An 18,593-nucleotide genomic window follows, 5' to 3' on the forward strand; every position below is an offset into this window, starting at 1 on the left:
GCGGAGTTGTCCGAGTCTTCGTAGTAAAGCTTAAAAATCGACTCGAATGCCCTACCGCTCCCCGTTCAAAATAAGAAACGCCGTCCGCCATATCAAAACCGGGGCGGTAATCGCTTACCCCACCGAAGCCGTCTACGGGCTAGGCTGCGATCCACTCAACGAAGCCGCAGTAATGGAACTGCTCAGGATCAAGCAACGTCCGGTAGAAAAGGGCCTGATTCTTATCGCCTCGTCCCTGGAACAACTTCGTCCTTATCTTGCGTTAAACCAAGCCATCATCGAACGAATCACTCCGACTTGGCCCGGCCCTGTCACCTGGGTGATTCCGGCACAACCGTGGGTGCCGAAATGGCTGACCGGCAAACATGACTCCCTGGCCGTCAGAGTAAGCAATCACCCGATAGCCCACGATTTATGCGCCCAATTCGGCAGCCCGCTCGTCTCCACCAGCGCCAATCCGGCAACACGGCCTGCCGTTAGAGAGTCAAGAAAACTGCTAAAGACTTTTGCTAATGACGATATTTTTATCGTTCCCGGCAAAGTCGGCGAACTGGCTCTGGAAACCGCTATTTATGATGCGGTCAGCGGAAAACGACTGCGTTAATCTCCGCTACATTTGTTTTCAATAAAATCTTTTACGATCAGATTTTTTTGCAACACCTATGACCTTTTGTAAAATTAGCCGCTTTTTTACAAAACCATAACTTTAAGAGTAACTGATCATGCAAACTGATTTCACTATCCGGCAAAATCTAATTATCGTTTGTGTAGGTTTACTGCTTGGCGGCTGCGCTTCCGATCCTGTTCCCGCCCCGGCACCAACGCTTTCCGGCGAACAAATGCTGAGTGAGAGCCAAGGCTTGGCAAATCTGGGCGACAGATGGCAGAAAGGTAAACAACTGGTGGATCGCGGCAATGTTTTAGTTCACGAAGGCCAAAATAAAATCGCGGAAGGTAATCGATTGATCGAAGAAGGCGAAAGAATCAAAGCAGAAAGCGAAGAAAGCTATAAAAATATAAAGAGATAGCAACAGCATCTGCTATTGCCGCATTCATCGGCAAGTCCGATAACCTGCCTAAAGCTAACCGGTTTTTTTAGAACAGCCCTATAGTGCGCAAAATACTATTGCACACTATGGGTTGTTTACATAGCGTGTCAGCCAATCACTTCCAAACCGCCCATATAAGGACGCAACGCTTCAGGAATATGAATGCGTCCTTCCGCATCCTGATAATTTTCCATCACCGCAATCAGCGTTCTGCCTGCCGCCAGACCTGAGCCGTTCAGTGTATGCGCCAATTCGGGCTTGCCGGTTTCAGGATTGCGCCAACGCGCTTGCAAGCGGCGCGCCTGGAAGTCTTTGAAATTGCTGCATGACGATATTTCTCGATAAGTGCCCTGCCCCGGCAGCCACACTTCCAAGTCGTAAGTTTTGCTCGATGAAAAACCGGTGTCGCCGGCACATAACAACATTCTGCGATAAGGCAGATTCAGTTTTTTCAATACGGCTTCCGCATGATTGGTCAACTCTTCATGCGCTCTGGGGGAATCTTCAGGTTTGACGATTTGTACGATCTCGACTTTTTCGAATTGATGCTGGCGAATCATGCCCCTTACATCGCGTCCGTAGGCACCTGCCTCGCTACGGAAACAAGGACTGTGGCAGACGAACTTAAGCGGCAGGTCTTTGGCTTCGATAATCACGTCCCGGACAATATTGGTGACCGGCACTTCGGCGGTCGGAATCAGGTATAAAGCTGGATCGTCGTTAGCCTTGAACAGGTCGGCTTCAAACTTGGGCAATTGGCCGGTGCCGCGCAAGCTGTCGGCATTGACTAAAAAAGGCACGTAAGTTTCGCTATAGCCGTGTTCGGAGGTATGTGTATCAAGCATCAGCTGGATAATGGCTCGTTGCAAGCGAGCAAGCGGCCCATTTAAAACAACAAATCGTGCGCTGGCAATTTTTGCGCCCAACTCAAAATCCATACCTATTTTTGCGCCTAAATCGACATGGTCTTTCGGCTCGAAATCGAAGCTCGGGATCTCACCCCAACGGCTGATTTCGAGATTGTCGTCTTCATTTTTGCCGTTCGGCACGGACTCATCAAGAATGTTGGGGATACCTTCCATCAAGGCGGTCATTTTGGCCTGAATATCGGACAGTTCGCTTTCCGCAGCTTTCAGCTCATCGCCCAAATGCTGAACCTGATCCAACAACGGTTGCACATCTTCGCCTTTGGCTTTGGCTTGTCCTATCGCTTTTGAACGGCTGTTGCGCTCGTTCTGTAATTCCTGGGTTTTAATCTGGATATCTTTGCGCCGGGCTTCCAGCTCGGAGTAATACTCAGGGTTAAAATCGAATGAACGTCTGTTTAATTGTTCCTTAACAAAATCAAGCTCGGTTCTGAATAAGCGGGGATCTAACATGATTGCGTTGTTACCTATAAATTAAAAATATATATGAGGGGCAAGATTCAAGATCAAAAAAAGCATTTCCCTTGAACCTCTCTTAAATCTGCCTACCGATTAGCAGGCCCATCCAAATCACGAAAATACAAATCAGGCTGTTAGCAACGAATGTGCCCAACATTAAATTCAAGTTGGCTTCGAACGAGTGCCCGTGCTCCACCAAATACAGCATTAAATACAAACCGGACAAGGTCAAAAAACACCTATCGTAATCACTGTCAGTACGACACGGTATTCGACGGATATCGCCACTTTCTGCAATAGGATAGTCGCTAACATGCTGATGAAAAAGAGCCAGTATCGCGTTAATTATAGTCAACGCATAAGGAATGACGCCGCCAGACCATTGGATAGCGCCGTCCGAAAAATAAAACAAGCCCCTGCCGCACAGCAAACCGATCCAAATAGCAAGTATGCAAGCCGTAACACTGATGAGAATATTCAACATCGCTTTGGTTAAATTGCCCTGCTCTATCAGGTAAAAAGTTTCCAGCGAAAATGTGGAAAAGGTTGTAAATGCGCCGATAAAACCGACCAAAATGGCCGCTCTGTATGCGAAAGTGACGGTGATGCGGCAGCATCAGCGACTCGGTCACGAACCGATCACGCTGACGACTAACGTTCCGTAAGGAAAGCCGCGCCCCAACCACTGGTAAATACCCGACGAGACCAAGAACCGGATCACTGCGCCGAACGCCCCGCCCAGCGCAACGGCAATAATTTGATTCATCGGCTAAAACCTGATGAAGTGCTCACGGTAATAACGCAGCTCTTCGATAGATTCGATAATATCGTCCAGTGCCTGATGCGACGATTGTTTTTTAAAACCTTCCTTGATATGCGGCGCCCATCTGGCGGCCAGCTCTTTCAACGTTGAAACATCGATATTACGGTAATGGAAATATGCTTCCAGTTTGGGCATATAGCGGTACAAAAAACGCCTGTCCTGGCCGATGCTGTTTCCGCAAATCGGCGAGACTCTTTCCGGCACCCATCGCTTTATAAATTCAAGCGTTTGCCGTTCGGCTTCCGCATCGTCAATAGTAGACGTTTTGACGCGCTCGATTAAGCCGGATTGCCCGTGGTGGTGCTGGTTCCAATCGTCCATTGCCGTTAATGCCGCATCGGACTGATGCACGGCCAGCACCGGACCTTGAGCCAGAATATTCAAATTTTTGTCGGTGACAATCGTAGCAATCTCGATGATCAAATCGTTGTCCGGATCGAGCCCGGTCATTTCAAGGTCTATCCAGATAAGATGCGATGGGTCCTGCGCCATTTGTCGATTCCATTGTATATAAGAGGGCGGTTAGTGTAGCATTGGCTAATGTATACGTCTAACTCTTAAAACTTTGAAGAATCGCGCTTATGAATAGTTTTACTATCATCTTTTTAATCGCTCTAACCCTGTCTTTTTCAGTCCAGTTTTGGCTGGCTAAACGCCATGCCGATCATATAGCAAAGCATCGCTCTGCCGTGCCCGAAGCTTTTAAAAACTCCGTCTCGCTGGAAGCTCATCAAAAAGCGGCCGATTACTCACTGGAAAAAATCGGGCTGGGTCACATAGACAGTATCATCAGCGTTATCGTACTGTTAATACTGACCATCGGTGGCGGCATTAATTGGGCTTTCGAGTTTTGGGCGGCGACAGTGCAATCTCCTTTAATTGCAGGCTTGGCCGCATTAGCGACAATTTTTCTAATCATGACCGCAACGGAGATTCCGACTAGCGTCTACCAAACGTTTGTAATTGAAGAACAATACGGCTTCAACAAAAGCACCCCGCAGCAGTTTATTAAAGATCAACTACTACAACTGACTTTAGTTGCCGTTATCGGCATGCCTTTGTTAGCCCTAATCCTGTGGGTCATGGACAGCATCGGCTCGCTGTGGTGGTTGTGGGCTTGGGCCATACTGATGAGCTTTTCATTACTGATGAGCTGGCTTTACCCAACCTTGATTGCACCGTTATTCAATAAATTTACGCCGATGGAAGAAGGTTCATTAAAAACCCGGATTCAAGGCTTGCTTGGCCGTTGCGGCTTCAGCAGCAACGGCATCTTCATTATGGATGGTTCCAAGCGTTCAGGCCACGGCAACGCCTACTTCACAGGCCTTGGCAACAACAAGCGCATCGTGTTTTTCGACACTTTAGTGAACTCTTTGGATGACGAAGAACTGGAAGCGATACTGGCCCACGAACTGGGACACTTCAAATGCAAACACACGATTAAGATGCTGATTGCCAACTCCATTATGACGCTGATCAGTTTCGCTGTTCTAGGCTGGCTGATAGATCAGCAATGGTTTTACAACGGCCTGGGCGTAGAACAACCGTCGCCTGCCGCCGCCCTGTTGCTGTTCATGCTGGTGTCTTCGTCGTTTACCTTTTTCATCCAACCAATCATTGCTTACTTTCAACGCAAATTCGAGTTTGAAGCCGATAATTTCGCGTCAAACAATGCGAAAGCAGAAAAGCTGATCAGCGCATTGGTTAAGCTGTTTGAAGAAAACGCCAGCACGTTAACGCCGGACCCACTGTATTCCGCGTTCCATTATAGCCATCCGCCTGCGGCTATTCGCATCGCCAATTTAGAGTCGCAAATACGTCCCGCTTGATGAGTAATTTGATTGAAGGCTTGGTTATCTCCCATTTAGGCCAGGGCATTGCGGTCGAATATGACGATAAGATTGTACTTTGCCAAACACTGCGACGGCTTGAAACCGTCGCAGTCGGCGACCGGGTACTATGGACGCAATCCTCGCCCGACCAAGGACGCATAGAAGAAATCCTGCCCCGGCGCTCATTACTGATGCGCCCGTCCAGAAACGGTAAAATCCGCCCGGTTGCAGCGAATATCGATACCGTCTTTGTCGTTTTTGCGGTCGAACCTTATTGCGATTTTTTGCTGATAGACCAGTATCTGGCTATTTGCGAAAATCGCAATATAGACGCGGCGCTAGTGCTGAATAAAACCGACTTGGCGCAGTCGGACGCTATTGAACAAGAACTGCTCGATTACACCAACCTGGGCTATGCGCTGCACCGGGTCAGCGCCACTGATACTTCAGGCCTGGACGAACTCAAACAAGCCTTAAAAAATCAGGTCAGCATTCTAACCGGGCAATCCGGCGTCGGTAAGTCATCGTTAACCAATGCAATCATTCCCGATAAAACGCTCAGAACCAACACCATCTCGGAAACCACCAAACACGGCCGTCACACCACCACCGCAGCAACGCTTTATCATATGACTCAAGGCGGCGATTTAATCGACAGCCCCGGCGTTGCGATTTTCGGGCTTGCCGGCCTATCCGAGCAACAATTGGCTTACGGCTATCGTGAATTTCAACCGCTGATCGATCAATGTCAATTCAAGGACTGCCGTCATCTGCTTGATAAAGGCTGCGCAGTGCGCGCCGCAGCGGAAATCGGCGACATCTCAATGACGAGGTATCAACGCTTTTTAAAGCTTAGAGAGAAGATGCCGACGGCGTAAGTTTAATAAAACTTACCGAGAAGAATTACTTAGCGATCGGGCACATGCCTCAATTTGCCATTTAACAACGATTATTTATAGCAAACAAAGTCATATCTCCTTACAATACACGGTTAATTTTAGTTTTTTCGGCAACCTTTTAAGCACATATAAAAGTGCATTTTTATGCGTTTTATATGTATAAATGAACTATTCAATCACGAGAACTATGGAACAACACAATCTTGCCTTAGGTATCCCCGGCTTTAACTACTCCGATTTATACGATTCTGCGCGTCTGAAGGACTTGTTGGATGTGTTCGACGCATCGGTCGAACACCATGACTCGCAACTGCACGATGAGTTTAAAGCTTACCGCCAGAATCAAGGTGTAGGATTATCGGCCGAGGCTGTTTCCGACCTGTTGGTACGCATGGGACCTTATGTCGGGCAGTTTGTCGCCAAACTTTTCGATATTTCCGAACAGCACCAGGCACAGAGCGTAAAAATCAAAGACGAGATGGACACCATCTTTACTTATAAGAATGAAATAGTCGACAAACTGGCTTTCTTCTTTAAAGGCGAAGATACCAGCGATTGGGCTATTCCTGCGATCCTGAACCGTTTTGACCTGCTGGTCGAGGCCGGCTTTCCTGAAGCCAACCAGGATGACGATCCCGAACACCGCGTTGCGCGAGTCGGAGCGGCCATCGGCTTGCTATACAGCCATTACAAACTGGTTGCAAAAGGTAAAGACAGCGATTACGAAAATGCCGATTTAGTCGTAGAGGCTTTACGCGCTAAGCTGGCTGCCCATCAAGAAGCAGCGGCTGAATTTAGCGACATCATCGGTCAGCAGGACCCTGCCGAGTTTGTCAACGCCTTGATGGATATCGTGCTGCGCTGGAGCTTTGTCGCTCAACAAGATAACGATGTGGTTGCGACCTGGCCAAGTTTTAAACTTCCGCAAAAACGCGATTTCGACCATTTGGTCGAGCACGAACTGGTTGATCGCGGCGAATTTAAAACCTGGATGGGCGAGCAGGAACATCGCCGCCGCCGGGATGGCTTTAAATTAACCGACCCGCGTTTTAATCAACGCCAGGCATTGTCCGAAGTCAACCATTGCATTTACTGCCACGAGCGCGACACCGATTCCTGCTCCAAAGGCATGCGCAACAAGAAAAACAACACTTTCAAAATCGATCCGCTGGGCGTCACCACTATCGGCTGTCCGCTGGATGAAAAAATCTCGGAAATGAATCTGCTTAAACGCGGCGGCGACAATATTGGTGCGCTGGCGATTGTGATTATCGACAATCCGATGTGCCCCGGCACCGGCCACCGTATTTGCAACGAGTGCATGAAAGGCTGTATTTACCAAAAAACCGATCCGGTCGATATTCCGCAAATTGAAACCAGCGTACTGACCGACGTATTATTCATGCCCTACGGCTTTGAAATATACAGCCTGTTGACGCGTTGGAACCCGCTGAACGTCAAACGCCCGTATATGCTGCCTTACAACGGCAAAAACGCGTTGGTGGTCGGTCTAGGTCCCGCCGGTTATACGATGAGCCATTACCTGTTAAATGAAGGCTTCGGCGTTGCCGGCATCGACGGCTTAAAACTGGAACCACTGCCAGTCGAGTTGACCGGCGACAGCGAAAATCTGCCCGCCCCTATCGTCAATTTCCAAGATCTTTATGAAGACCTGGATAAACGCATCCTGGCCGGTTTTGGCGGCGTGGCCGAATACGGCATTACCGTACGCTGGGACAAGAACTTCCTGAAAGTCATCTACCTGACCCTGCAACGGCGTCAAGCGTTCCGCTCTTACGGCGGCGTGCGTTTTGGCGGCACTATTACGATAGAAGACGCCTGGAGCATGGGCTTCGACCATATCTGTATCGCGTCCGGCGCCGGACAGCCGACCATTATCGGTTTGAAAAACAACTTGATGCGCGGCATCCGCAAAGCTTCCGACTTTTTGATGGCGTTGCAATTAACCGGCGCAGCCAAACTGTCTTCGCTGGCGAACCTGCAAGTGCGCCTGCCGGCCGGCGTTATCGGCGGCGGCTTGACCGCTATGGATACCGCCACCGAATTGCTGGCGTATTATCCGATTCAGGTCGAAAAAGTCCTGCACCGCTACGAAACACTGGTTAACACGTACGGAGAACAGGCCGTGCGCAGCCGTTACGACCAGGAGGAAATTACCATTCTTGACGAGTTCCTGGAGCACGGCAAAGCGATTGTTGCCGAACGCCAACGCGCGGAAGCGGAAGGCGAGCTGCCGGATTTCCAACCATTGGTAGAAGCATGGGGCGGCGTAACGCTGTTCTACCGCAAAGGCATCTTCGATGCCCCGGCCTATCGTCAAAACCACGAAGAAATCGTCAAAGCCCTGGAAGAAGGCATCGCTTTGGCCGAGGGCATGAGTCCGCTCGCCGCGCAAGCCGACGGATACGGCCATTTAAATGCAGTGGAGTTTGAAAAACTGACGCTAGAAGACGGCCGCTGGAACAGTTCAGGCCGAAACATTACCGTTCCGTTGCGCAGCTTATACGTTGCCGCAGGCACATCGCCGAACACGATTTATCAAAGCGAATACCCAGACACATTTGTGATGGATAAATGGTTCTTCCAGCGTTATCAACCTGAGTGGAACAATGATTCAGTCGATTTAGTACCAATGAGCGATGAAGCCCTCCCAAAACTGGGCAAACCTGCACCACTGACGTCATATCAAAAAGACGGCAAATTCATCAGCTTTTACGGCGACAATCATCCGGTTTACGCCGGCAACGTGGTCAAGGCGATGGCCAGCGCGAAAAACGGCTATCCCTATATCGTCAAACTGTTCGAGAAAGAATTGGCGGCCTTGAATCCTGCGGAGCAGCCGGACCGGGATGCCGCATTAAAAGCCTTGTTCGCACAGTTAGACAGCGCATTTAAAGCCACTATTGTTGCAATCAACCGATTGACACCGACAATTATCGAAGTCGTCGTAAAAGCGCCGATGGCAGCGGAAAAATTCCACCCGGGACAATTCTATCGCGTGCAAAACTACGAAGCGTTCGCTCCAGTCGTCGAAGGCACCGTACTGGCTGCCGAAGGCATCGCGCTGACCGGTGCGGAAGTTGACAAGGAAAACGGCACGATTTCGCTGATCGCATTGGAAATGGGGTCCTCAACAAGGTTGTGCGCCACCTGGAAAGTCGGCGATCCTCTTGTAATTATGGGCGTCACCGGCACCCCGACCGAAATACCAACCGGAGAAACCGTATTGTTGCTCGGCGGCGGCTTGGGTAATGCAGTATTGTTCTCGATCGGCAAGGCGTTAAGAGCTGCCGGCAACCGCGTTATTTATTTTGCCGGATACAAATACGCGCAAGACCGCTTCAAAGTCGAGGATGTTGAAGCTGCTGCGGATATTATCGTATGGTCGGTCGATAAAGGCGAAGGCGTCACTGCTATTACCCCAACTCGTCCGCAGGATAAAACGTTTGTCGGCAATATCTTGGAGTGCATGTTGGCTTATGCGCAAGGCGATCTAGGCGAACAACCTATTTCACTGGCCGATGTCGACCACCTGATCGTGATCGGTTCGGATCGGATGATGGCTGCAGTAAAAAGCGCCCGCTTCGATGTATTGAAGCCTTATTTAAACAAGGCGCACCATGCAATCGGCTCGATCAACTCGCCGATGCAGTGCATGATGAAAGGCATTTGCGCGCAATGCTTGTGCAAGCATGTCGATCCGGAAACCGGCAAGGAATGCTTCGTATACTCCTGCTACAACCAAGACCAGGATTTGGACAAAGTCGACTTTCCGCATTTGAACGCCAGATTGCGGCAAAATACCGTGCAGGAAAAGCTGTCTAACCTTTGGTTGGATTATTTGCTGGAGAAACAGCAGCAAACAGCAATTTAATAGTTGCGCAATAAAAATCAGTAGGTATAATAGCGGGCTCGAAGTTAGACAACTTCAGGCGCGTAGCTCAGTTGGTTAGAGCACCACCTTGACATGGTGGGGGTCGGTGGTTCGAGTCCACTCGTGCCTACCAAATTCAAAAGCACTGCTACGCAGTGCTTTTTTTATTGTAGACACTAGACTATAGATAAAAAAAATGCCTGTAATTACCCTTCCTGATGGTTCAAAGCGCGAGTATGATCAAGCCGTAACGGTAATGGACGTTGCATCATCCATCGGCTCAGGCTTAGCTAAAGCGACTTTGGCAGGCAAGGTTAACGGCAATCTGGTTGACGCCAGCACACTGATCGATCAGAATGCAAACCTGCAACTGATTACCGCAAAAGATGAAGACGGTATCAGCGTTATCCGCCACTCAACAGCACATCTATTGGCCCAGGCCGTCAAGCAGTTATTCCCCTCAGCACAAGTCACTATCGGCCCGGTTATCGAAAACGGCTTCTATTACGACTTCTCGTATGAAAGACCTTTCACACCGGAAGACCTGAACGCCATCGAAAAAAAGATGGAACAACTGGCAGCCGAAGATTATCCCGTTCGCCGCTCCGTATTATCGCGAGATGAAGCGGTTAAGTTTTTCCGGGACCTAGGCGAAGCCTATAAAGCGGAGATTATCGAATCCATCCCTGCCAACGAAGATTTATCCCTATACGAGCAAGGCGGATTTACCGACCTGTGCCGCGGCCCTCATGTACCCAGCACCGGCAAATTAAAAGTTTTCAAACTAATGAAGATTGCCGGAGCCTATTGGCGCGGGAATTCCGAAAACGAAATGCTGCAACGCATTTACGGTACGGCATGGGGCGATAAAAAGGATCTACAAGCTTATCTCCATCGCTTGGAAGAGGCGGAAAAGCGCGATCACCGCAAACTAGCGAAAATCCTGGATTTGTTTCATTCTCAAGAAGAAGCTCCCGGCATGGTATTCTGGCACGAGAAAGGCTGGGCTATCTACCAACAAGTCGAGCAATACATTCGTGAAAAATTAAGAGTTAACGGGTACGGCGAAGTCAGGACACCACAGGTTGTGGATCGCTCCTTATGGGAGAAATCCGGACACTGGGAAAAATTCGGCGACATGATTTTTACCACGCATTCCGAGAATCGTGATTACGCGATCAAGCCAATGAATTGCCCTTGCCATGTGCAGATTTATAATCAGGGCCTGAAAAGCTACCGTGACCTGCCTATCCGTTTGGCGGAGTTCGGCTCTTGCCATCGCAACGAACCATCAGGTACTTTACATGGATTAATGCGAGTCAGGAATTTTGTTCAGGATGACGCACACATTTTCTGTACTGAAGGCCAAATTCAGAACGAAGTATCGACCTTTATCGACATGCTGTTCGATGTTTACAAAGATTTCGGCTTCGAAGAAGTTATTATTAAATTGTCCACCCGCCCTGAAAATCGGGTTGGTGACGACTCTGTTTGGGATAAAGCGGAAAATGCTCTGGAACTGGCGCTCAACACGAAAGGATTAAAGTGGGACCTGCAACCAGGTGAAGGCGCTTTTTATGGTCCTAAAATTGAATTCTCTTTAAAAGACTGTATCGGTCGCATCTGGCAATGCGGAACAATTCAAGTAGATTTTTCGATGCCCGGCCGCCTGAATGCCACTTATATTGCCGAAGACGGATCCAGACAAGTGCCAGTCATGCTACACAGAGCGATATTGGGTTCGCTAGAACGTTTCATTGGGATATTGATCGAGCAGCATGCCGGAACTTTCCCGCTATGGCTGTCTCCAGTACAAGTAGTCATACTTAACATTACCGACCGACACGCCGAATACGCATCCAAGATCATGCTAGACCTTGAAAAACAAGGTATTCGGGTAAAAATTGACTTGAGAAATGAGAAGATCGGGTTTAAAATCCGCGAGCATTCTATGCAGCGCGTACCGTATCTTGTCATTATTGGCGACAAAGAATTAGAACAACAAAGCATCACGGTACGTACGCAGAAAGGTGATGACTTAGGTAGCCTGTCAATCCATGAATTTACCGAACGGTTAAAGCAAGAGATAGCAGGCAGAAAATGAATAATTTTGGAGGATTAGGATATCGCTGCTAAAAAAGATGAAACGCGCCTGAACGACTCAATTACCGCCAGACGAGTGCGGGTAACGGGTCCTGACGGAGAAGCGTTAGGAATTATCTCGTTAGATGAAGCCAAACAAATTGCGTACGCCGCAGACCTTGACCTAGTAGAAATATCGCCGAATGCGGATCCTCCGGTTTGCAAGGTGATGAACTACGGCAAATACCAGTTTGAACAAAACAAAAAACTGGCCATCGCCAAAAAGAAACAAAAACAGGTTCAGGTCAAGGAAATCAAGTTCAGACCTGGTACTGACGAAGGAGATTATCAAGTTAAACTGAGAAGTCTAACTAAATTCCTCAATGACGGTGATAAAACCAAAATAACCTTGCGTTATCGTGGTCGCGAGATGGCTCACAGGGAAATCGGCGCTGATTTGCTGAAACGGATAGAAACTGATTTGGAAGAAATAGCCATAGTCGAACAATTTCCTAAAATGGAAGGTCGTCAAATGGTTATGGTTATGGCACCGAAAAAGAAGAAATAATAACAAACGCCTACAACCTTTACGGCAGCACAGGATGAGCTGCTGGGCAGCGTTCTTATTGGATGATGCCAGTAATTCTTCAGGGCCATGCATTTTGCCTTGCTGGGTTGCGACTCAGGGATTTATTTTAATTAATTGGAGCAAACAAATGCCAAAAATCAAAACAAACCGTGGAGCTGCCAAGCGTTTCAGACGTACAGGCAACGGCGGTTTTAAATGTGGTCAGTCCCACAAACGTCATATCCTGACTAAAAAATCGACTAAAAGAAAAAGACAGTTACGCTCGCCGGCAACCATTCACCCGTCAGACGTGCGCATGGCCGTACGCATGATGCCATACAGCTAAATCAGGGAGTAGATAATGCCTAGAGTTAAACGCGGCGTAACAGCCAGAGCAAGACATAAAAAAGTATTAAAGCAGGCGAAAGGTTATTACGGCGCACGAAGCCGGATTTATCGCGTTGCCAAACAAGCGGTAATCAAAGCAGGTCAATATGCATACCGCGACCGCAAACAGAAAAAGCGTCAATTTCGCGCTTTGTGGATCGTCCGCATCAATGCAGCAGCACGCTTAAGCGGAATATCATACAGCCGTCTTATCAATGGCTTGACTAAAGCCAATGTTAAGATTGACCGTAAAGTTCTGGCTGACATTGCTGTTCGCGACATTAACGCATTTGCAGAAATCGCGAAAATCGCAAAGGAACATCAAAGCAAGCCTTAAGGAAGACTTGGTTTTAGTTACTAAAGTTACACTATACCGCCCCCCCCTCTCTGGCAGGGGCGGAATTAGCGTTTTAAGCCTTATCCCCTAATAATAAACATCCACACAGCGAGCTAAACCGTGTCGGCTACCCTAGAAGAAATTCTCGCGCAGGCATTACAGCAGCTTCGCGACGCACAAGATCTGAACCAACTCGATCTGGTTCGTATTCACTACCTTGGCAAAAAGGGTTTATTTACCCTGCAAATGAAAGAACTGGGTGCTCTTGATCCCGATCAACGACGCGCTGCCGGGCAAGTCATCAACCAAGCCAAAGACCAATTTCAAGAGCAGTTGGAAGCCAAAAAAGTTGACTTAGAAAGCGCAGCTTTAGAAGCAAGACTAGCCAGTGAGAGCATTGACGTCACCCAGCCGGGAAGAGGCCAAACTGTCGCAGGTCTACATCCGGTAACTACTACATTGCGCCGAATCTCCAAGATTTTTGCCAGCGTCGGCTTTCAAGTCGTTGAAGGCCCTGAAATCGAAGACGATTATCATAATTTTGAAGCACTGAATATTCCTGCCCATCACCCGGCTAGGGCGATGCACGATACCTTTTATTTTGATGCCCACACCGTATTAAGAACCCATACCTCGCCGGTACAAATCCGCGTTATGGAATCGGAAAAACCACCGTTAAAAGTCATTGCGCCAGGACGTGTATATCGTTGCGATTCGGATATCACCCACACGCCGATGTTCCATCAAGTGGAAGGTTTTCTGGTTGATACCGACGTCAGTTTTGCCGACCTAAAAGGCGTCGTTTACGAATTTTTGCGCGCTTTCTTTGAAAAAGACATTCAGGTTCGCTTTAGGCCGTCTTACTTTCCGTTTACCGAACCATCCGCCGAAGTCGACATTGAATGCGTAATGTGCGGCGGCGAAGGTTGCCGGGTATGCAGCCATACCGGCTGGCTGGAAGTCATGGGCTGCGGCATGATACACCCTGAAGTTTTTAAGGCGGTGAATATCGACAGCGAAACTTACAGCGGCTTTGCGTTCGGCATGGGCGTTGAGCGTCTTGCAATGTTGCGTTATGGCATTAATGATTTGAGATTGTTTTTTGAGAACGATCTTAAGTTTTTAGAACAATTTAATTAAACAGGCGCCGCGCCTGCTCCTGTCAGGCCTGCGGCATATACCCCATCCCTGTAGATAAAGTTTGAGTTATGCAAATTAGTGAAGCCTGGCTAAGAGAATATGTCAATCCAGCAATAAGTACGGAACAATTGGTCGAGCAATTGACCATGGCTGGCCTTGAAGTCGATTCGATAACCCCTGCTGCAGCGCAATTTAGCGGTGTAGTCGTCGGTGAAGTTCTTGCGATGGAACAACATCCTGATGCCGACCGCCTGAGAGTCTGCCAAGTTGCAGTAGGCGAGGCGGAACCCTTGCAAATCGTCTGTGGCGCCAGCAATGTTCGTGTCGGTTTGAGGATTCCTGCTGCACTGATTGGCGCAGTGTTGCCAGGCGACTTTAAAATCAAGAAATCCAAACTCCGTGGCGTAGAATCTTTTGGCATGCTATGTTCTGAAAAAGAACTCGGCTTGGCCGCCGAGGCGAACGGTTTAATGGAACTGGCCGCCGATGCTCCGGTAGGCATTGATATACGCGAATATCTGTCGCTCAACGATAACATCATCGAAGTCGACTTAACCCCGAACAGAGCCGATTGCCTTAGCGTTGAAGGCATCGCACGCGAAGTGGCTGTACTGAATAAAATGGACTGGTCGGCTACTCAAGTTGAGAAAGCCGCAGTCGCTCATACCGGCACACTGACCGTCTCCGTCAAGGCAACAGATGCTTGTCCACGTTATTTGGGCCGATTGATCAAAGGCGTAAACCCTAAAGCCGAAACTCCATTATGGATGCAGGAGCGCTTGCGTCGCTCTGGCGTAAGAAGCTTGAGCGCAATCGTCGATGTTACCAATTATGTGTTGATCGAATTAGGCCAACCGCTACACGCTTTCGATGCCGCAAAATTATCCGGTAATATCAATGTGCGCTATGCTCAAAATGGAGAAAGCGTTGCATTGCTAAACGGTCAAACGATTAAACTGGACAGCGAAACTCTGGTTATCGCCGATGATAAACAAGCGCTGGCATTAGCTGGCGTAATGGGTGGCAGCGAGTCTGCAGTTAGCGACAACACTCAGGATGTCTTTTTGGAATGCGCCTTTTTCAGCCCACGAAGCATTGCCGGCAAAGCGCGAAACTACGGATTACACACCGATTCATCGCATCGCTTCGAGCGCGGCGTAGATCCTACCTTACAGGAACGGGCGATAGAACGCGCCACACAACTGATTATCGAGATTGCCGGAGGCAGTGCCGGAGCAATCACCGACGTAACAACAGCATCAACCCTGCCGCAACGCACAGCCGTAATACTTAGAAAGCAACGCCTGGAAAAAACCTTAGGCATTGCCTTCATGGATGATCAAGTAGTCGATATTTTTCAACGCTTGGGAATGTCGGCACAAACTCAGCAGGACGGCTGGTCGGTCACTCCGCCGGGATGCCGATTCGATATTGCCATTGAAGCGGACCTGATCGAGGAAATAGCCCGCATTGTTGGCTACAATAATCTGCCAAACAGCAGCCTGCTGATGCGTTCCGAGCTTGGCAAAGCCACTGAAGCCGTGCTGGAGCTGGACCGCGCCAAAGACTTATTGGTTGACCGCGGCTATCAAGAAGCGATTACTTACAGTTTTGTCGATGAAGAAATACAACAAGCAGTCGCGCCTGACGATGAGCTTGTCCGGTTAAAAAACCCGATTTCTGCCGATTTATCGATTATGCGCTCTACTCTCTGGTGTGGCTTATTAAAAGCAGCGCTACATAACACCAATCGCCAACAAAACAGGGTTCGTTTTTTTGAAAGTGGATTGCGCTTTATTAATAAAGACGGCAGTATGCAGCAGCAAAAAATGCTGTCCGGTTTGGCCTTGGGCAGCGCTTACTCCGAACAATGGGGCATATCAACCCGGAAAGCCGACTTTTTCGATATTAAAGCCGATCTAGAGTCCCTGTTTGCATTGACCGGTTGTAATGTGCAATTTGTCCCTGGCAAACATTCCGCATTGCATCCCGGACAAACCGCTGAAATTTTATCTCCGCAAGATGAAAAGATAGGCTGGTTAGGCATGTTGCATCCAACATTGGAAAAACAGTTAGGCTTTGATACTCAGGTATTCCTTTTTGAACTAGATCAGGATCTATTGTTGAATAAACAAATTCCTAAATTTAAGCAGCTATCAAAATATCCTTCTGTACGCCGCGACTTAGCCTTGATTGTTAAGGAAGAAGTTGCCGTCAGCGAGATAATAAACTGTATTAAAAGTTGTGCAGAACCGACTTTACAAGATATAGTGATATTCGATATTTACCGTGGGAAAGGTGTTGAAGAGGGCAATAAAAGCGTTGCTTTAAGTATAATCATACAAGATTTTTCACAAACCCTAACAGATTCTGAAATAGATGCTATATTTAACCGGCTGTTAGAAACATTGACCACAAAAATAAGTGCAAAGCTGAGGGATTAACGATGGCATTAACTAAAGCCGATTTTGCCGAAAGGCTATTTGACGAGCTTGGCTTAAACAAGCGTGAAGCAAAAGATATGGTCGAAATGTTTTTTGAGGAAATCAAAGATTCTCTGGAGCACGGTGAGCAAGTAAAAATTTCCGGCTTTGGAAAATTCGAACTGCGCGATAAAAGCAGCCGTCCCGGCCGAAATCCGAAAACAGGAGAAGAAATCCCCATAACCGCCCGTCGAGTGGTCACATTCAGATCAGGCCAAAAACTAAAAGCTAGAGTGGAAGCGTATGCTGGAGCCGAGTAATAATAATGAATTGCCGGTTATACCGGCAAAACGGTATTTCACAATAGGTGAAGTCAGTGAGCTATGCGGAGTAAAACCTCATGTGCTTCGCTACTGGGAGCAAGAATTTATCGAGCTTAGTCCTATAAAAAGACGCGGCAATCGTCGTTATTATCAGCGTCATGATGTACTGATGATACGGCAAATAAGATCCCTACTGTATGAACAAGGTTACACTATTGGCGGAGCCAGAGCGCACTTAAGCAGTGACGATGCCAAAGAGGATTCAACTCGTACTAAGCAGTTGATTCATCAAATGGTAAGTGAACTAGAAGAAATTCTCGAACTACTCAAGTAGATTTTCTCATCCAATGCAGTTAAATATAGTATAATCTGCTGCATTGGATTATTGAGGATTGTGTTCACAATCCTCTCAGTTTCAAACTCTCTATTTCAGTATCGGGGCGTAGCGCAGCTTGGTAGCGCACTTGTCTGGGGGACAAGTGGTCGCAGGTTCAAATCCTGTCGTCCCGACCAATAAAAACAAAGACTTATCTTATTTTTTATTATGCTAAATTTTTATACTGTAGTAAATTTGTCACATTCGGCGCTATTTTTGAATTGCCGGCGTGACGTTTTAAGCGGTCGCTCGATAAGTGCGCGTACTTCAAAACAGTATCATAATCTGCCCATGCTCCCAGCTCTTTCAGCACGTTTAGCGGTGTGCCATTCATGACATGCCAGCTTGCCCAGGTGTGTCTTAAATCATGCCAAGTAAAATCAGCTATGCCTGCGCGAGATAATGCGTTCCTCCACGCTTTACCGCCCGCTTTTTTTACTGGTTCGCCTTTGTAGGAAAAGACATACTGACTATGCTGGCCACGTTGTTTATCTAAAACTTCCAGGGCTTCACGATTCAGCGATACCGCAATCGCTTTCCCCGCTTTAGCTTGTTCCGGATGTATCCATGCACATTCCCTGCCCCGGTCTATCTGCGACCACATCAGGCCGGTAACGTTCGCCTCGCGTAGTCCTGTTGCTAACGCAAATCTTGCCATTGCTTCAAGATGCGATGGCAGCTCAGCCAGTAATTTTTGCGCTTCCTCCGCCGTCAACCATCTCACTCGGCTATTCGGCTCCGGCAGCATTCGCACGTTTGGTACATTGTCAATCCACTCCCATTCATTCTTTGCTCGATTGAGGATGGCTCGTATAATTGACATGACTCTATTCACGGTGGCATTGCTAACGCCGGTCGCTTTTTTCCCGGTTTTTATCTGTTCAAGGATAGTTTTATTGATGTCGTCCAACATCAATTGGCCTAGATGTTGATCAAGCCATATCAAATGCACTTTGTCTGTCTCAATGCTTTTTTTATGGCTGATGTGTCAACACTTTCCCGGACACACGGTTAAGCGGCTTTTTGCTGCAATTCGTAGTCTACGGGCGACAAATAGCCATTGGCGGAATG

18 protein-coding genes and 2 tRNA genes are annotated in these 18,593 nt (G+C 48.1%); 15 read left to right on the plus strand and 5 right to left on the minus strand.

Annotated features, from left to right (window positions below):
* Positions 1-46: 46 nt before the first annotated feature.
* Positions 47-604, plus strand: coding sequence for an L-threonylcarbamoyladenylate synthase type 1 TsaC (gene tsaC, locus EKO24_RS12435; protein ID WP_127029052.1), 558 nt, complete (start codon positions 47-49; stop codon positions 602-604).
* Positions 605-722: 118 nt separating this feature from the next.
* Positions 723-1,028, plus strand: a complete 306-nt coding sequence (locus EKO24_RS12440; RefSeq protein WP_127029051.1) for a hypothetical protein — start codon at positions 723-725, stop codon at positions 1,026-1,028.
* A gap of 128 nt (positions 1,029-1,156) precedes the next feature.
* Here EKO24_RS12440 and serS read toward each other — a convergent pair whose 3' ends face one another.
* The 4 genes from serS to orn form a co-directional block, all read right to left on the minus strand.
* On the minus strand, positions 1,157-2,428 hold the full coding sequence (serS, locus tag EKO24_RS12445; protein ID WP_127029050.1) for a serine--tRNA ligase: 1,272 nt from the start codon (positions 2,426-2,428) through the stop codon (positions 1,157-1,159).
* A gap of 82 nt (positions 2,429-2,510) precedes the next feature.
* Positions 2,511-3,041, minus strand: coding sequence for a fluoride efflux transporter FluC (locus EKO24_RS12450; protein WP_338324009.1), 531 nt, complete (start codon positions 3,039-3,041; stop codon positions 2,511-2,513).
* A 21-nt stretch (positions 3,042-3,062) separates the two neighbouring features.
* The gene (locus EKO24_RS23220) at positions 3,063-3,200 is read right to left on the minus strand and encodes a fluoride efflux transporter FluC (RefSeq protein WP_241674501.1); all 138 of its coding nucleotides are present in this window, start codon (positions 3,198-3,200) and stop codon (positions 3,063-3,065) included.
* A 3-nt stretch (positions 3,201-3,203) separates the two neighbouring features.
* The gene (gene orn, locus EKO24_RS12455; RefSeq protein ID WP_127029049.1) at positions 3,204-3,749 is read right to left on the minus strand and encodes an oligoribonuclease; all 546 of its coding nucleotides are present in this window, start codon (positions 3,747-3,749) and stop codon (positions 3,204-3,206) included.
* Positions 3,750-3,838: 89 nt separating this feature from the next.
* Between orn and EKO24_RS12460 the strand changes: the two genes are divergently transcribed.
* The 13 genes from EKO24_RS12460 to EKO24_RS12520 all read left to right on the plus strand — a co-directional run bounded on the left by EKO24_RS12460 (position 3,839) and on the right by EKO24_RS12520 (position 17,659).
* Positions 3,839-5,089 (plus strand): M48 family metallopeptidase, encoded by a 1,251-nt coding sequence (locus tag EKO24_RS12460; protein ID WP_127029048.1) that lies wholly within the window; start codon positions 3,839-3,841, stop codon positions 5,087-5,089.
* On the plus strand, positions 5,089-5,970 hold the full coding sequence (gene rsgA / locus EKO24_RS12465) for a ribosome small subunit-dependent GTPase A (RefSeq protein ID WP_127029047.1): 882 nt from the start codon (positions 5,089-5,091) through the stop codon (positions 5,968-5,970). Before EKO24_RS12460 ends, rsgA begins: the two co-directional genes overlap by 1 nt.
* Positions 5,971-6,178: 208 nt before the next feature.
* Positions 6,179-9,886, plus strand: a complete 3,708-nt coding sequence (locus EKO24_RS12470) for a pyridine nucleotide-disulfide oxidoreductase (RefSeq protein ID WP_127029046.1) — start codon at positions 6,179-6,181, stop codon at positions 9,884-9,886.
* Positions 9,887-9,942: 56 nt separating this feature from the next.
* Positions 9,943-10,019, plus strand: a tRNA-Val gene (locus EKO24_RS12475).
* 63 nt (positions 10,020-10,082) lie between these two features.
* Positions 10,083-11,990, plus strand: coding sequence for a threonine--tRNA ligase (thrS, locus tag EKO24_RS12480; protein WP_127029045.1), 1,908 nt, complete (start codon positions 10,083-10,085; stop codon positions 11,988-11,990).
* Between the two features lie 21 nt (positions 11,991-12,011).
* Positions 12,012-12,536: a translation initiation factor IF-3 gene (infC, locus tag EKO24_RS12485; RefSeq protein WP_127029044.1), complete on the plus strand. Its 525-nt coding sequence runs from the start codon at positions 12,012-12,014 to the stop codon at positions 12,534-12,536.
* Positions 12,537-12,684: 148 nt separating this feature from the next.
* Positions 12,685-12,882 (plus strand): 50S ribosomal protein L35, encoded by a 198-nt coding sequence (gene rpmI, locus EKO24_RS12490; RefSeq protein ID WP_127029043.1) that lies wholly within the window; start codon positions 12,685-12,687, stop codon positions 12,880-12,882.
* A gap of 15 nt (positions 12,883-12,897) precedes the next feature.
* Positions 12,898-13,260 (plus strand): 50S ribosomal protein L20, encoded by a 363-nt coding sequence (gene rplT / locus EKO24_RS12495; RefSeq protein WP_127029042.1) that lies wholly within the window; start codon positions 12,898-12,900, stop codon positions 13,258-13,260.
* 120 nt (positions 13,261-13,380) lie between these two features.
* Entirely contained in the window at positions 13,381-14,400 is a 1,020-nt protein-coding gene (gene pheS, locus EKO24_RS12500) for a phenylalanine--tRNA ligase subunit alpha (RefSeq protein WP_127029041.1), read from the plus strand.
* 68 nt (positions 14,401-14,468) lie between these two features.
* Positions 14,469-16,844 carry a phenylalanine--tRNA ligase subunit beta gene (gene pheT, locus EKO24_RS12505; protein WP_127029040.1) on the plus strand — a complete coding sequence of 792 codons (2,376 nt, stop codon included), beginning with the start codon at positions 14,469-14,471 and terminating at the stop codon, positions 16,842-16,844.
* Positions 16,845-16,846: 2 nt separating this feature from the next.
* The gene (gene ihfA, locus EKO24_RS12510) at positions 16,847-17,143 is read left to right on the plus strand and encodes an integration host factor subunit alpha (protein ID WP_127029039.1); all 297 of its coding nucleotides are present in this window, start codon (positions 16,847-16,849) and stop codon (positions 17,141-17,143) included.
* Complete coding sequence (locus EKO24_RS12515; RefSeq protein ID WP_127029038.1) at positions 17,127-17,480, plus strand: MerR family transcriptional regulator; 354 nt, start codon at positions 17,127-17,129, stop codon at positions 17,478-17,480. The genes ihfA and EKO24_RS12515 overlap by 17 nt, the downstream gene beginning before the upstream one ends.
* A 102-nt stretch (positions 17,481-17,582) precedes the next feature.
* Positions 17,583-17,659, plus strand: a tRNA-Pro gene (locus EKO24_RS12520).
* 29 nt (positions 17,660-17,688) lie between these two features.
* Here EKO24_RS12520 and EKO24_RS12525 read toward each other — a convergent pair.
* Positions 17,689-18,435, minus strand: coding sequence for a tyrosine-type recombinase/integrase (locus EKO24_RS12525; RefSeq protein WP_241674506.1), 747 nt, complete (start codon positions 18,433-18,435; stop codon positions 17,689-17,691).
* Between the last annotated feature and the right edge of the window lie 158 nt (positions 18,436-18,593).

Origin of the sequence: Candidatus Methylobacter oryzae (assembly GCF_003994235.2) — a bacterium.
GTDB classification, from domain to species: Bacteria; Pseudomonadota; Gammaproteobacteria; order Methylococcales; family Methylomonadaceae; genus Methylobacter_A; species Methylobacter_A oryzae.

Excerpts from the sequence above, each read along its gene's own strand:
- EKO24_RS12525 (WP_241674506.1), bottom strand. The coding sequence starts at position 18,435 with ATGTTGGACGACATCAATAAAACTATCCTTGAACAGATAAAAACCGGG.
- EKO24_RS12440 (WP_127029051.1), top strand. The coding sequence starts at position 723 with ATGCAAACTGATTTCACTATCCGGCAAAATCTAATTATCGTTTGTGTA.
- rpmI (WP_127029043.1), top strand. The coding sequence starts at position 12,685 with ATGCCAAAAATCAAAACAAACCGTGGAGCTGCCAAGCGTTTCAGACGT.
- tsaC (WP_127029052.1), top strand. The coding sequence starts at position 47 with ATGCCCTACCGCTCCCCGTTCAAAATAAGAAACGCCGTCCGCCATATC.
- rsgA (WP_127029047.1), top strand. The coding sequence starts at position 5,089 with ATGAGTAATTTGATTGAAGGCTTGGTTATCTCCCATTTAGGCCAGGGC.
- EKO24_RS12460 (WP_127029048.1), top strand. The coding sequence starts at position 3,839 with ATGAATAGTTTTACTATCATCTTTTTAATCGCTCTAACCCTGTCTTTT.
- serS (WP_127029050.1), bottom strand. The coding sequence starts at position 2,428 with ATGTTAGATCCCCGCTTATTCAGAACCGAGCTTGATTTTGTTAAGGAA.
- thrS (WP_127029045.1), top strand. The coding sequence starts at position 10,083 with ATGCCTGTAATTACCCTTCCTGATGGTTCAAAGCGCGAGTATGATCAA.
- EKO24_RS23220 (WP_241674501.1), bottom strand. The coding sequence starts at position 3,200 with ATGAATCAAATTATTGCCGTTGCGCTGGGCGGGGCGTTCGGCGCAGTG.
- EKO24_RS12470 (WP_127029046.1), top strand. The coding sequence starts at position 6,179 with ATGGAACAACACAATCTTGCCTTAGGTATCCCCGGCTTTAACTACTCC.
- EKO24_RS12515 (WP_127029038.1), top strand. The coding sequence starts at position 17,127 with ATGCTGGAGCCGAGTAATAATAATGAATTGCCGGTTATACCGGCAAAA.
- pheT (WP_127029040.1), top strand. The coding sequence starts at position 14,469 with ATGCAAATTAGTGAAGCCTGGCTAAGAGAATATGTCAATCCAGCAATA.
- rplT (WP_127029042.1), top strand. The coding sequence starts at position 12,898 with ATGCCTAGAGTTAAACGCGGCGTAACAGCCAGAGCAAGACATAAAAAA.
- orn (WP_127029049.1), bottom strand. The coding sequence starts at position 3,749 with ATGGCGCAGGACCCATCGCATCTTATCTGGATAGACCTTGAAATGACC.
- ihfA (WP_127029039.1), top strand. The coding sequence starts at position 16,847 with ATGGCATTAACTAAAGCCGATTTTGCCGAAAGGCTATTTGACGAGCTT.